12 protein-coding genes are annotated in these 13,483 nt (G+C 48.5%); 3 read left to right on the forward strand and 9 right to left on the reverse strand.

The genetic code is table 11. The annotated features are described in order from the left end of the window. Positions 1-321: 321 nt before the first annotated feature. Together erpA and HMPREF3022_RS10880 are read right to left on the reverse strand one after the other, a co-directional pair. Entirely contained in the window at positions 322-660 is a 339-nt protein-coding gene (erpA, locus tag HMPREF3022_RS10875; RefSeq protein ID WP_003680162.1) for an iron-sulfur cluster insertion protein ErpA, read from the reverse strand. A 132-nt stretch (positions 661-792) separates the two neighbouring features. After that, positions 793-1,479 (reverse strand): S24 family peptidase, encoded by a 687-nt coding sequence (locus HMPREF3022_RS10880; RefSeq protein WP_003680158.1) that lies wholly within the window; start codon positions 1,477-1,479, stop codon positions 793-795. A 261-nt stretch (positions 1,480-1,740) separates the two neighbouring features. On the opposite strand from HMPREF3022_RS10880, the gene HMPREF3022_RS10885 reads away from it, so the two are divergent. Then, entirely contained in the window at positions 1,741-2,016 is a 276-nt protein-coding gene (locus tag HMPREF3022_RS10885) for a hypothetical protein (protein ID WP_003680156.1), read from the forward strand. Between the two features lie 80 nt (positions 2,017-2,096). Here the strand turns inward: HMPREF3022_RS10885 and argC are convergent, their stop codons facing one another. After that, positions 2,097-3,143: an N-acetyl-gamma-glutamyl-phosphate reductase gene (gene argC, locus HMPREF3022_RS10890; protein ID WP_049331768.1), complete on the reverse strand. Its 1,047-nt coding sequence runs from the start codon at positions 3,141-3,143 to the stop codon at positions 2,097-2,099. A 1,138-nt stretch (positions 3,144-4,281) separates the two neighbouring features. Between argC and serB the strand changes: the two genes are divergently transcribed. Continuing rightward, the gene (gene serB / locus HMPREF3022_RS10895; protein WP_070765683.1) at positions 4,282-5,112 is read left to right on the forward strand and encodes a phosphoserine phosphatase SerB; all 831 of its coding nucleotides are present in this window, start codon (positions 4,282-4,284) and stop codon (positions 5,110-5,112) included. 71 nt (positions 5,113-5,183) lie between these two features. Here serB and lpxH read toward each other — a convergent pair whose 3' ends face one another. The 6 genes from lpxH to rpsT form a co-directional block, all read right to left on the reverse strand. After that, on the reverse strand, positions 5,184-5,891 hold the full coding sequence (gene lpxH / locus HMPREF3022_RS10900; RefSeq protein ID WP_070765655.1) for a UDP-2,3-diacylglucosamine diphosphatase: 708 nt from the start codon (positions 5,889-5,891) through the stop codon (positions 5,184-5,186). Between the two features lie 155 nt (positions 5,892-6,046). Continuing rightward, entirely contained in the window at positions 6,047-7,432 is a 1,386-nt protein-coding gene (locus tag HMPREF3022_RS10905) for a PIG-L deacetylase family protein (protein ID WP_070765656.1), read from the reverse strand. Positions 7,433-7,671: 239 nt separating this feature from the next. Continuing rightward, positions 7,672-9,480 (reverse strand): aspartate--tRNA ligase, encoded by a 1,809-nt coding sequence (gene aspS, locus HMPREF3022_RS10910; protein WP_070765657.1) that lies wholly within the window; start codon positions 9,478-9,480, stop codon positions 7,672-7,674. Between the two features lie 64 nt (positions 9,481-9,544). Further along, positions 9,545-10,246: a DUF502 domain-containing protein gene (locus HMPREF3022_RS10915; RefSeq protein WP_070765684.1), complete on the reverse strand. Its 702-nt coding sequence runs from the start codon at positions 10,244-10,246 to the stop codon at positions 9,545-9,547. A 152-nt stretch (positions 10,247-10,398) separates the two neighbouring features. Further along, on the reverse strand, positions 10,399-11,538 hold the full coding sequence (locus tag HMPREF3022_RS10920) for a phospholipase A (protein WP_070765658.1): 1,140 nt from the start codon (positions 11,536-11,538) through the stop codon (positions 10,399-10,401). Between the two features lie 169 nt (positions 11,539-11,707). After that, positions 11,708-11,971: a 30S ribosomal protein S20 gene (gene rpsT / locus HMPREF3022_RS10925; protein WP_002212556.1), complete on the reverse strand. Its 264-nt coding sequence runs from the start codon at positions 11,969-11,971 to the stop codon at positions 11,708-11,710. A gap of 308 nt (positions 11,972-12,279) precedes the next feature. Here rpsT and HMPREF3022_RS10930 point away from each other — a divergent pair, with 308 nt between their 5' ends. Continuing rightward, the gene (locus HMPREF3022_RS10930) at positions 12,280-13,422 is read left to right on the forward strand and encodes an extracellular solute-binding protein (protein WP_070625056.1); all 1,143 of its coding nucleotides are present in this window, start codon (positions 12,280-12,282) and stop codon (positions 13,420-13,422) included. The last annotated feature ends 61 nt before the right edge of the window (positions 13,423-13,483 follow it).

Raw genomic sequence — 13,483 nt, forward strand, 5'->3', positions numbered from 1 at the left:
ATTTCGACTGCGTCAACCAAATGGGTTTAGCCTAAGGTTTTGTTATTGTGTTTGAGCTGTTTTGGCTTGCGATGCAGGCAAAAACAGAGGCCGCAGTCTGAGGCAGACCGGATAGGGGGTGCCTTTGTGTCGTTAATCGGCTGGACAATGATTTTTTATTTATATGGCAATATGCATGTCCAATGTTATGTCTATTGTAGAGTAAATATTCACGCCCGATATTATTATTATAAGGTAAATCTGATATTGTTTAAAATAAATTCACACAAAAGGCCGTCTGAAGATACAGACGGCCTGTTTTTTATGGCAAAAACGGATTGTTTATACGGAGAAGGACGAACCGCAACCGCAAGTTGTCTCTGCATTCGGATTGCGGATGACGAATTGAGAACCTTGCAGGCTTTCGGTGTAGTCGATTTCCGCACCAACCAGATATTGGTAGCTCATCGGGTCAACCAAGAACGTCAGGCCGTTTTTCTGGATTTCAAAATCGTCGTCGTTTTTGATTTCATCAAAGGTAAAACCATATTGGAAGCCGGAGCAACCGCCGCCGTTGACGAATACGCGCAATTTCAAATCGGGATTGTTCTCTTCGGCGATCAGGTCGGCAACTTTGGTGCAGCAGCTGTCAGTAAAGATAATAGGGCTTTCGTCTGACATGATGTGATTCCTTTTATATGAATATTTTTACTATTGTCGCGCAAACCGTTAGTCAAGGCAAGTTTGTGCAGACAGGATCTGCCAGCTTACATGGAGGGTATGGCAGAAATTTCAAGCATCAGTATGTCAGATTTAGATGCTTCTGCCAAACCATTCTACACGGCCGATGATGGCAACGTCGTCGGTCGGGTTTTTCAAGTCGATTTCAAAAGTAGGGTAGGCTTCGTTGGCAGAAATGACGTTGACGATGCCGCCGGGTATCAGTTGCAGGCGTTTGACCAAAAGGTTTTCGTTGAGGCGCAAAACATAGAGGCCGTCGCGCGGCGTGGTTTGACCGTGGTTGATGAGGATGGTATCGCCATCATTCAGTACACCTTCCATCGAGTCGCCTTTGACTGAGATAACGGAAAGATTTTTGATGTCGCGCGTCACATAATTTTCAATCCAATAGCGTCGGAACGCCATGGCGAACATCGGCTGTTCGTCACCGACGAGCTGTCCGTGTCCGGCCGCGGCCTGGATGTCGTAACGCGGTACGAAGACAAATTCGTCTATATCGACTGGATTACCCAGTGTGTCGGTTGCCGTGGCTTTTGGGGCTTCGGAATCGGGAAAGGGGGAACCTTCGCCTGTCAAAAGCCAGTCTATGCTGCAGCCTTTAAGTTGTTTGATTTTTTTTAGCGTTTCCGATTTCGGCAGGCCGCCTTCGTTCCAGATACGGCTGAATCCGGCGATAGTCATATCGATGTCGGCGGCGATTTTAGCTTGGCGGGCTTCATCTTTCCATAAGAAAGCCAGGCGGTCTTTAAAGGTATCCATGTTTATGCCTTTATGGAGGTATGTTTTTTATATGGTTTGGACGATTTGAGTGTATTTTACCTTAGTTTTTATAAAATTGTAAGAAAAAAATTACTTCATCTAAGAAAAAGTATTGCATATTCTATTTTTTCTTAGTATTATTCGTTTTGTCTTAGATAAATTGATATTTCTAATTTTCTATTCGATTTTTCTTAGTTTAATTTTATTTGGTTTAGTTTTTCTGATTTAAACCTGCTATATGATTATGATGAGAGGTGTGAAATGACTCGTTCGCGTAAAAATACTTTTTGGGTGCTGCTGGCGTTGGTACTGGGTTTTTTTGCTCTGCCTTTCGGATCTTCGGAGGCGCATGAGGCGGATGGTAATCTGACGGCTTCGGAATGCGAACGCTTGGGCAGCTTGAGTCTGGATCAGATGGACGGCAGGCTGCTGGCTTTTGCCAAAGAATGCGATATGGTGGAGGCTACCCACGATTGGGAGCAACAGTACGGCAACTTGAATGAAGAAGAAATGCTTGCCGGCGTGGTGTATGAGTAATGTTTGTGAATGAATCGATAAAGGCCGTCTGAACGATCAAAGTTTCAGACGGCCTTGTGTTTTTAATAAGGATGGCTGGCTTAAGGCATCAATGGTGCATTAGTCAGGCCGGTGGTTTCGGGCAGGCCGAACATAATGTTCATATTCTGCACGGCTTGACCGGCTGCGCCTTTAACCAAGTTGTCGATGACAGAAAGAACAATCCACACATCGTCTTGATCGGGCGCTTTTTGAACGCTGATACGGCAGAGGTTGGCGCCGCGTACGCTGCGGGTTTCAGGTGTCGAGCCTGAAGGCAAAATATCGACAAAAGGACTGTCGCGATAGTATTCGCGCAGTAAGGCTTCAGGATCGGTGTGTTCTTGCAGGTGCAGATACAGGGTGGCGTGCATGCCGCGTATCATCGGAACAAGGTGTGGTACGAAAATCAGGCCGTCTGAAACATGGTCTTGCAGTCCGGACAGGGTTTGTCGGATTTCAGGCAGATGGCGGTGACCACCGACGCCATAGGCTTTGAAGTTGTCACCTGCTTCGCACAATAGGGCGTTGGTACTGGCTTTGCGGCCTGCACCGGAAACACCGGATTTACAGTCGGCAATCAGCGGCGCGTTGGCTTTCAGACGGCCAGCCTGAAGCAGCGGCAATAAGGGCAGAGAAACGCAGGTAGGGTAGCAACCCGGATTGGCCACCAGCATGGCTTTGGCGATGTCGTCTTTGTAAAGTTCGCACAAACCGTACACTGCTTGGGAAATGAGTTGCGGCGCTGCATGGGTCATTTTGTACCATTTTTCCCATGTGGGGATGTCGCGGATGCGGAAGTCGGCAGACAGGTCAATCACGCGTACGCCTTTTTCGACAAGGGACGGTGCTTCTTTCATGGCCACGCCGTTGGGCGTGGCAAAGAACACGAGGTCGCAATGGTCAAGTCCGGCATCCTCAGGCGTTTGGAATGCAAGGTCGTAAATGCCGCGCAGGCTGGGGAAGTAGTCGGCAACCGCAATACCGGCTTCGCTTCGGCTGGTGACGGCAGTGACTTCTACGTTGGGGTGGCTGCTGAGCAGGCGTAACAATTCGACGCCTGTGTATCCGGTTGCACCGACAATACCGATTTTAATTTTTGTGGCCATGGTGTGGCTCCTTTGTAGGGATGACAATGCGTTTGATTATATAGTAATTAATTGCCGCCGGTCAGCGGGGCTTGTGCCAAGCTTTGCAATAGAGGGTTAAACAGGCCGTCTGAAATATGGGATTAACGATATTGGAGAGAGGATTTCAGACGGCCTGAAAGTTTGGAAAACGCAGTTTGCGGTTTTATTTGTCTGTTGATTTGTGGTGGGTGTTTCGTCTTTATCCTATCCATATGAATACAAAATAAAAATGTAAAAAAATGCCCCCGGGTTGGAGGACCGGAGGCAAGTATCCAAGGAGTAGCTCTCATCAATAAGAACTAGTTACTTGGTACTATATCCCTTGTTAGGATTGAAAGCAAGCGTTTTGCACATTTTTACATTTAAATAATTTTTCATTCAAATTCAGTGAACTATCAGATAGGGATTGAATCTTGAGATGATGGTAATAGAGGGTAGGCTAAGGACAATTAAAACGGCAGGCATCAGTGATTGGGAGCAGCCATACTCTGAGCATTACTCTGATGTGTGTGTACATGGCCATATTGATTGAGTCGGTCGGGGGGGGGGGAAAGCTGAAATCTCCTGACTAACCGAGTTGAGTTAAAGTGAGGCTTTCTTCAAACTGATTGATAAAATAGCTGAAAGGCATGAAATGCGTACGCAGATGAGGAAGGGTTTGTTTTTAAATATAAATTTCTAAATCATTTATTTAATTCAATTTTGATATTGTTAAATCATCGGGCCAAAAAAAGGTTGCCATCGGAAGGGGAGCCGTTGGCAACGAATGGAGGTGGTAATGCAATGAAAGCTAGATATAAGGAGTAGTGCCAAACTAGCTATAAGTAACTATATCGAAACTGTAAGAAAAATCAACACAAGTTGCCTGTTACTGGCAAAAATTTTTAGTCGGCTTGCCTAAAATCAAATTTTTGAGTAATTGCTTGGTTAGTTGATGCAGGGATTGGTATTGGTAGCTCTGCTGAATTGTTTACAGGCCGTCTGAAAATTGCCGGGGTTGTTCGGCTATAATGCTGTTTTGGTTTTTTAAGGCTTTTGCAAAAATACGGTTTCGGGGTTTTAGGCTGAATGTGTACCCGATATGTTTGCAAAGGTTTTGGGGCATGAGGAGAATGAAATGAAGAAAGTTTTGGTGTTGCAACATGGGGATTTGGGCGCGTGCGACTGGTCGGCGTTTGGCGGTTTGGTGTCTGCACCATTAGGAAAGTCGGTATTGCGTCTGCCGGTTGATGATGATTTTGAATTGACGGACGAGATGCGGGCTGCGTTGATTGCGCAGCAGATAGATGGTGCGGTGTTGCCGGATGTGGCTTTTGCTGATTTGGGACTGATTATTAGCGATATGGATTCGACGCTGATTACGATTGAGTGTGTGGATGAGATTGCGGCCGGTGTTGGACTGAAGGATGAGGTGGCAGCGATTACGGAGCAGTCGATGCGCGGCGAGCTGGACTTTGAGCAGTCTTTGCGCAAGCGTGTGGCTTTGCTGGCCAGTTTGGACGAGCGCGTGTTGGAAGAGGTGTACGAGAATGTGTTGCAGCTGTCGCCGGGCTCGGAATTTTTGTTGGAAGCGTGTAAACGGAATGATGTGAAGTTTATGCTGGTGTCGGGCGGATTTACGTTCTTTACGGAACGCCTGCAACGGCGTTTGGGCTTGGATTTTCATTTTGCGAATGTGTTGGAAGTGGAAAACGGCAAGCTGACAGGCCGTCTGAAAGGGCGGATTATCGATGCGCAGGCTAAGACGGATTTGTTGCGTGAATACCGTGAGCGTCTGGGTTTGGCCCCGTGGCAGGTGGTGGCGATGGGCGATGGTGCGAATGATATTCCGATGATACGGGAGGCGGGATTCGGTATTGCTTATCGGGCGAAACCAAAAACTGAGGCGAATGCGGATGCGTGCGTGCGCTTTGGTGGTTTGGAGCGGATACGCGGTTGGTTTGCGTAAACCGTTTGAGGATGTTTGTCAGTCAGGCCGTCTGAACGATCGGGAAACCAGTTTTCAGACGGCCTGATGTTTTATAAGGCGATAAAACGGTAACCTTCGGCATTGACTTCGAGAATGGAGGCGTAATTGTCGCGCCAGTCACCGAGTACGATACGGGTGTAATCGGCGTTGCGGTGGATGTTTTCGCGGTGGGTATGGCCGTGGATGAGCAGGGGCGTGTGGAAGCGTTGGAGGGTTTCGTGGGTAAAGGCCGGATTGACGTCCATGATGTCGGCGGTTTTGTGTTGTTTGTCCTGTTTGCTCTGCTTACGGATTTTGGTGGCGATGTTCAGCCGGAGTGTGAGTGGCAGGAACAGGAACAGGCGTTGCAGCCATTTTTGATGGACGGTACGGCGGAATTTTTGATAAGAATGGTCGTCGGTGCAGAGGGTGTCTCCGTGACAGAGCAGGGTGGGAGTGCCGAATAGGTCGATAACGGCGTACTCGGGCAGTAAGGTCATGCCGGTATCGCGGGCGAAGGTTTTACCGATGAGGAAGTCGCGGTTGCCATGGATAAAATAGCAGGCGATGCCACGCTCGGTCAGGCCGCGGATGGTTTGTTTGATGGTTTGAACCAAAGGGCTGTTTTCATCATCGCCGATCCAAAAATCGAAAAGGTCACCAAGAATGTATACGGCTTGGGCGTGGACGGCTTTTTCTTGCATAAATTTTTGGAAGAGTGCGGTCAGCTGAGGATGGGATTCGCTCAGGTGCAAATCGGCGATGAAGTAAATCGGCATGATGATGTGGAGCGTATGGGAAGGGTTTTATTATAACTTGGGTTGCCGCGTTTGGATTTGGGCTTGGTGTTTTTCGTTTGTAATGCAGTGATTTTATTGTTTTGATTTGGTGTGATAAAGGCCGTCTGAAACATCTTTTCAGACGGCCTTTTGGTTTATTGGGCTTTGCCCTGATAAGTGATTTGTTTCAGCGTATCTTCTTGGTACAAGTCGCTGATGGGGACGGTATAGAAGAATTCGTTGCTACGGACAAAGCGGTTGACCAAGTCTTTGTCGAGATGGAGGACGTGGTGTCGCAGTTTGTTTAGGCCTTTGAATATCATGGTGCTCCAACGCATATAGCCGTCTGAATTAGGGCGGATGTCGTTCATGGCGTCAAGGGCGAGGAGTTTGCGGTTTTGCTCTTCTTTATCCAAAGGATGGGAATAGATGCTTTGGAAGTAAAACGGTTGCTCGGAGGATGGCGGCAGGCTGAGGGAGGAACCTACTTTGCCGATAGGGAAGTCGTCGCTCAGATAATGTATGGTGTGCAAAAACAGATTGCCACGGCGGTAATCGATTTTGCGCAGGGCTTCGATGGCGGCCAGCGCAGTATGTTGGTGATCGGGATGTGCATCAATATTGGGGGACGGTGTCACGATAATATCTGGCTGGAACGTTTCTATCAGATAGCCAAGGTTGTCCACCAAACTGGTCCAAGTCGAGCCGGGCTTGAGGTGTTTCGCCAATGGGGAGGTATTGGCACGGCGGAAAATGTCGACGTCGGTCGTATCGATTTTGGTCGATTTAATCTCTTTTTCCGGATTTTGGCGCATGGCGGTCAATGTACTGTCGAAGTAGCCCAGTTGCAGGATATTTTCAGACGGCACGCCGGCTAAAAGGGGAACGGTCAGGCTGTTCCAAACGCGCATTCTGCCTTTTTGCAGATATTGTGCCTGGGTGTCGCAGTCGCACGTGCTATAAAGGTTGCCATAGTGGAAGCTGCCGCCTTCGCTGGCGGTTAAGGTGCAGATCATTGAATTGGCAGCATGTTTTTCGTATAAACCGTATGCGCTGAGTTCGGCATCGTCGGCATGGGGCGCGAGGACAAGGATTTTTTTGCCGTCGAGGTTTTCTCGCGGATAAACAGAGAGTTCGATTTCTTGATCGGACAAGGTTAGGTATTTGCCTTCCAAGCGGATGGTTTTGTCGCTGTCGGAGAAGGTGTCGCTCAGATTGATATAGCGCACGCCTTTTGCGCCGTATTCGAAATATTGCTTCCATTTGCCCTTAGATGAAATGGTTTCAACAAAAGGCAATACCAGCAATCCTGCCCAAGTGGATTTGATACGGATTTTGGCAATAACGGTATCTTGCCCGCTGATAGTGGCAGGTAAAGTCAGGCTGCCACCCTTGAGGGTAGTATGCGCGGTAGAGGGGAGGGAGGGATAGTTATAGTCTTGGTGTGTGTTATAGGCAAACTGTTTTTTGTGAATAATTGAAGTAATAATAAACAACAAAATAAAAAAAGTCAGTATCAGCCCCGTCAGTATCAGAAACATTGTTGGGTTCCTTTATTGTTGTAACAGTCATGATAGTGCTTGTGGAGCTTATTTGTTTGTTTTTCTTACAAACGGTTGTTTTTTATACTCTAACGTCATTAAAGTGAACGTTTAAAATAAAACAGTTTGCGGGTTGATTATATATAAACGATCAAAATGTAGAAAGGCCGTCTGAAAAGTTTGAAAGAAATTTCAAAAATTTCAGACGGCCTTGATATTTTAAAGGTTAAGCCGATAAATTATGCTTCTTTTGTTTCAACTGCTTTCTGACGCAGACGCAGGCTCAATTCGCGAAGTTGTTTGTCGTCGACCACATTAGGTGCATTGGTCAGCAGACATTGTGCACGTTGTGTTTTCGGGAAGGCAATCACGTCGCGGATAGATTCTGCACCGGTCATCAGGGTAACCAGACGGTCGAGGCCGAATGCAAGGCCGCCGTGAGGAGGTGCACCGAATTTCAGGTTGTCCAAGAGGAAGCCGAATTTCTCTTGTTGCTCTTCAGGGCTGATTTTCAGCGCGGCAAACACTTTCTCTTGTACGTCTGCACGGTGGATACGGATAGAGCCGCCGCCGATTTCCCAGCCGTTCAATACCATGTCGTAGGCACGGGCCAGACAGTTTGCAGGGTCGGAAACCATCAGGTCTTCATGACCTTCTTTAGGCGCGGTAAACGGATGGTGTACGGCAACGTAGCGGTCGGCTTCTTCGTCGTATTCGAACATTGGGAAATCGACAACCCACAAAGGTTTCCATTCGTCTACGAAGTAGCCGTTGTCTTTGCCGTGTTCTAAACCGACTTTGATGCGCAATGCGCCGATGGCTTCGTTCACGACTTTGGCTTTGTCTGAGCCGAAGAAGATGATATCGCCGTTTTGCGCGCCGGTACGCTCGATGATTTCTTTCAGGGCGTTTTCAGACAGGAATTTGACGATTGGAGATTGCAGGCCGCTGTCTTCGCCGTTGGAGAGGTTGCTCACATCGTTTACTTTGATGTATGCCAGACCTTTTGCGCCGTAGATCCCGACAAATTTAGTGTATTCGTCGATTTCTTTGCGGCTGAATTTTGCGCCGTTCGGTACACGCAAAGCGACCACGCGGCCGCCTTTCATGTCGGCTGCGCCACGGAAGACTTTGAATTCTTCCGTTTTCATCAGGTCGGTCAACTCGGTAAATTTCAAGTTGATGCGCATGTCCGGTTTGTCAGAGCCGTAGTAGAACATGGCTTCAGAGTAAGGCATGCGTGGGAAGTCGCCCAAATCTACATTCAAAGCATCTTTGAAGACTTGTTTGGCCATGCCTTCGGTGATGTCCATAATTTCATCCTCGTTCAAGAACGAGGTTTCCAAGTCGATTTGAGTGAATTCAGGTTGACGGTCGGCACGCAAGTCTTCGTCACGGAAACATTTGGTGATTTGGTAGTAACGGTCGAAACCGGCCACCATCAGCAATTGTTTGAACAATTGCGGAGATTGCGGCAGAGCGAAGAATTCGCCCGGATGGACGCGGCTTGGTACGAGGTAGTCGCGTGCGCCTTCCGGAGTGGAGCGGGTCAGCATCGGTGTTTCGATGTCGATGAAGCCTTGTGCGTCCAAGTAGCGGCGAACGCCCATGGCTACTTGGTAACGCAGACGCAGGTTGCGTTGCATGGTAGGACGGCGCAAGTCGATAACGCGGTTGGTCAGGCGAACGTTTTCGCTGATGTTTTCATCGTCGATTTGGAACGGAGGCGTAGCGGCAGCGTTCAAGACTTCGATTTCTTTGGCAAGGATTTCGATTTTGCCGGAAATCATTTTGTCGTTGGTTGTACCTTCAGGACGGTTGCGTACGCGGCCGGTAATGCTCAAAACGTATTCGTTGCGGGAAGAGTCGGCAGCGGCAAATGCTTCCGGAGTGTCAGGGTCGATAACGACTTGAACGATGCCTTCGCGGTCGCGCAGGTCGATAAAAATCACACCGCCGTGGTCGCGTCGGCGGTGTACCCAGCCTTTGACGGTCACGGTTTGGTCTAAGTATTGCTCGCTGATAAGGCCGCAATAGTTGGTACGCATAAAATCACCTTTTTATATTGTTCAATTTGAAAAAGAAGGAAAGGCCATCTGAAAAAAGAAGACCTTAATTGTTGTGTTCGGTATGACCGTCTCTAGACGGTTTTTGGGCGGGCAGGGATTTAACCGGTAAGTCGTCCGGCATCACCATGCCCAGCGAAATTACATATTTCAATGCCTGATCCACACTCATGTCCAGCTCGCGCACGTCGCTTTTTTTCACCATGATGTAATAGCCGCCGGTCGGGTTGGGCGTGGTTGGAACGTAAACGGAAATATAGTCGTCATCTTGCGGCAGGCTGCCTTTGAGTTTAGCGGGGATATGGCCGGAAACAAAGGCTATCGTCCAAATGCCCGGTTGCGGAAAGGGAACCAGTACGGGGGTTTTGAACGAGCGGCTGCTGTCGGAGAGCAGGGATTCGGAAACTTTTTTAACGCTGGAGTAGATGGATTTGACGACGGGAATGCGTCCCAAAAGGCTGTCCCACGCGCCTAGAATCCGTCTGCCTAATACGTTGGCGGCAAATACGCCGGTAACGAACAAGACGACTGTGGCGGCAACAATGCCCAAACCGGGTATGTTGAATCCCCAGAAATGCTGGGGCTGCCAGCTTTCCGGCAATAGGCTGATCAGTCTGTCGGCGGCGGAGATGATGTAGGTCATCGCCCAGATGGTTACGGCAATCGGCAACCAAACCAGTACGCCTGTAATCAGGTATTTCTTTAAAGCCTTGGCGATTTTTCCGCTTTCGGCTGCGGCTTCTGTCATCTTTGTTTCATTCCGGCAAGTTTTGCCCAAACTTTGCATTATACGCGTTTGGACGCTAGGAAACGAGTATTTTAAACGAATGGCTTGTTTTGTTTTATTGTTTCAGACGGCCGCCTTGATTGCAAAGGCCGTCTGAAACAATATGGGGGCATTTAGATACCGTCCCAGTCGTTGAACATCAGGCCGAAGCCGATGCCGTTTTGTTTGTGGTTGTAGTCAATCAAGCTTTCGCCGTAGCCGTGGAAGCCGCGGACAACACCTTTGAGTTTGCCTTTGAGCGGGAAGGTATAAGCAGCTTCAACGGCACCGCGTCCGCTTTTCGGGTTGTAACGCAGGACGGAATAAACATTTTGTTTGTCATTAAAGCGGTATTGGACTTTCAAGTCGCCGTAGCCCATGTATTTGTTGATGTCCGGATTGTCGTCGTCATCCCCTTTTTGGTCGAAGGCGCGCATCCAAACTCTAGGAATAACGGTCAGCTTGCCCCATTCCATGCCGGCCATGGCGTAAACCCGGTTCCATGAGCGCGATTCCGGGCGGCTTTGACCGTTGGATTGGTGAACAAAACCTGCGCCAACCATACGCAGTTTGCCGCCGAAAGGCAGGTCTGCTTTAACAGGTTGGGTAATGAAGATTTCGGGCTCGTAGTCGGTGTTGCGGAACGGAGCGGATTTGCGGCCTTGGTTGAAGATTTGCCAGTCGGATTTTTGGGTGTAGCCAAACCATACGTCGGCACGGGTTTTAAATAAATCTTCGGCAATCTTGCTTTTGAAGGAAACCTGCATTTTGGTTTCGAGGCGTTTTTGCTCGCTGAATTTTTCCTGCGTAGTTATGCCGCGACTGGGGGATTCCGGGTAATAGTTGGGGCTGCTGTTGTACCAAACGGGCATGAGGTACATAGGGTTGTGCTCGCGTACGCTTAACAGGCCGCGTGTGTCGTTTTTATCCAAATCGTACATCAGGCTTAAAGGCGTATAGCTGTCGGCAGTTTCGCTTAATACGTCGTCTGAAATATTCGGATGGGTAGGGTTGTCGAATACGATGGCCGCTTCTTTTTTCTCAATGCTCTTGCGCATGCTTTTTTCGAGGTCAACCGGTGTTTTGGCGGTTTCGGTTTGCGCTTGCGGCAGTGGGGATTGAGGGGGAAGTTGCGCCGAGTAGATGTTGTCGTAACACGCCAAACGGGTGGCGTTGTCTTGAATGGTGGTGCAGTGTAGAGCGGTATCGGCGGCGGCCAGCGGGGCTGCGGCAATGAATCCGATACTTAGGGAATGTTTCAACATCTTGTTCATGAGAGTTTCCGTTGTTTTTCAGACGGCCTGATGAAAGGGTAAATGGTTTTGTTTAGTCGGTTTGGGCGGTGAATACGGCAATGCCCCTGAAAGGCAGGACCTCAGGGGCATCGTATCAGCTCGATTCATCCTGCTTTGGTTGTCAGGATTTCCGGCATCTGCGTCAGTATTAAGCCAAAGCTTTTACTTTAGCAGACAGACGGCTTTTGTGACGGGCTGCTTTGTTTTTGTGGAATACGCCTTTGTCAGCGATACGGTCGATGACTTTAACGGATTCTTGGTAAACTGCTTGAGCAGCAGCTTTGTCACCGGCTTCAACTGCTTTCAACACTTTTTTCACAGCGGTACGGAATGCAGTACGCAGGCTGGCGTTGTGGGCGCGTTGTTTAACCGACTGGCGGGCACGTTTGCGGGCTTGTGCGCTGTTTGCCATATTGAATATCTCCTGAAAAATAAATTCTGTAAACGCGCAATTTTAAAGACAGATTTCCTTATATGCAAGCTTTTTCTCTATAAACGCGCGCAAATCAGCCGTATTTTGCCCAAAAACGACAGCCGGTGCAACGCTTTTGGGAAAAAGATGATATTGCTTTGCCTTATTTCAATAAAAATCAGATGGATATTGCTTTGCGTTTGCTTACGTTTCCATTACAATAGCCTAACTCTGCGCCGGGGTGTTTATGGGGTGCAGGGTTTCTTATTTATTGACATTAACCACTCTTTCATCAGGAATCTGCCCGTATGAAAAAATCTGTATTAGCCGTATTGGCCGCATTGTCTTTGGCCGCGTGCGGCGGTGGCGAGAAAAAAGCCGAGCAACCTCAAGCAGGCAGCGCGCCTGCTGCCAATGCCGAAGCAGCCGCCACCGATACTTTGAATATCTACAACTGGTCAAACTACGTTGACGAAAGTACAGTCGAAGACTTCAAAAAAGCCAACAATTTGAAGCTGACTTACGATTTGTATGAAAACAACGAAACGCTGGAAGCCAAAATGCTGACCGGCAAATCCGGCTATGACTTGGTTGTGCCCGGTATTGCCTTCCTACCGCGCCAAATTGAGGCAGGTGCATACCAAAAAATCAATAAGGACTTGATTCCGAACTATAAAAACATCGACCCTGAATTGCTGAAGATGTTGGAAACCGCCGACCCAGGCAATCAATACGCCGTTCCATACTTCTCAGGTGTGAATACGATTGCGATTACGGCGAAGGGCAAGGAGCTTTTGGGCGGAAAATTGCCTGAAAACGGCTGGGATTTGCTGTTTAAACCTGAATACACCAACAAGCTGAAATCTTGCGGCATCGCTTTGTGGGATACACCGAGCGAAATGTTCCCAATTTTGTTGAACTACTTGGGTAAAGATCCTAAAGGCTCGAATCCTGAAGATTTGAAAGCGGCGGCGGAAGTTTTGAAAACCATCCGTCCAGACGTGAAACGTTTCAGCCCTTCCATCATTGACGAATTGGCACGCGGCGACATCTGCTTGGCGGCAGGTAATGGCGGCGACTTGAACTTGGCCAAAGCGCGTTCCGAAGAAGTGAAAAACAACGTCGGCATCGAAGTGTTGACGCCAAAAGGCATGGGCTTCTGGATTGAATCTTGGCTGATTCCGGCCGATGCGAAAAACATCGTCAATGCCCACAAATACATCAACTACACACTTGATCCCGAAGTGGCTGCGAAAAACGGTATTGCCGTAACCTTCGCACCGGCCAGCAAACCTGCACGCGAAAAAATGCCTGCCGAGCTGGTGAATACACGTTCTATTTTCCCGAACGAGCAAGACATGAAAGACGGTTTCGTCATGCCTCAAATGAGCGCAGATGCGAAAAAACTGTCTGTCAACTTGTGGCAAAAAATCAAAGTCGGTTCAAATTAATTGTGAGCTGATTGTTTGAAACAAAGCAAAGGCCGTCTGAAATTTTTCAGACGGCCTTTTT

The organism is Neisseria sp. HMSC065C04, from assembly GCF_001815375.1.
In the GTDB taxonomy this organism is placed as follows: Bacteria; Pseudomonadota; Gammaproteobacteria; order Burkholderiales; family Neisseriaceae; genus Neisseria; species Neisseria flavescens_D.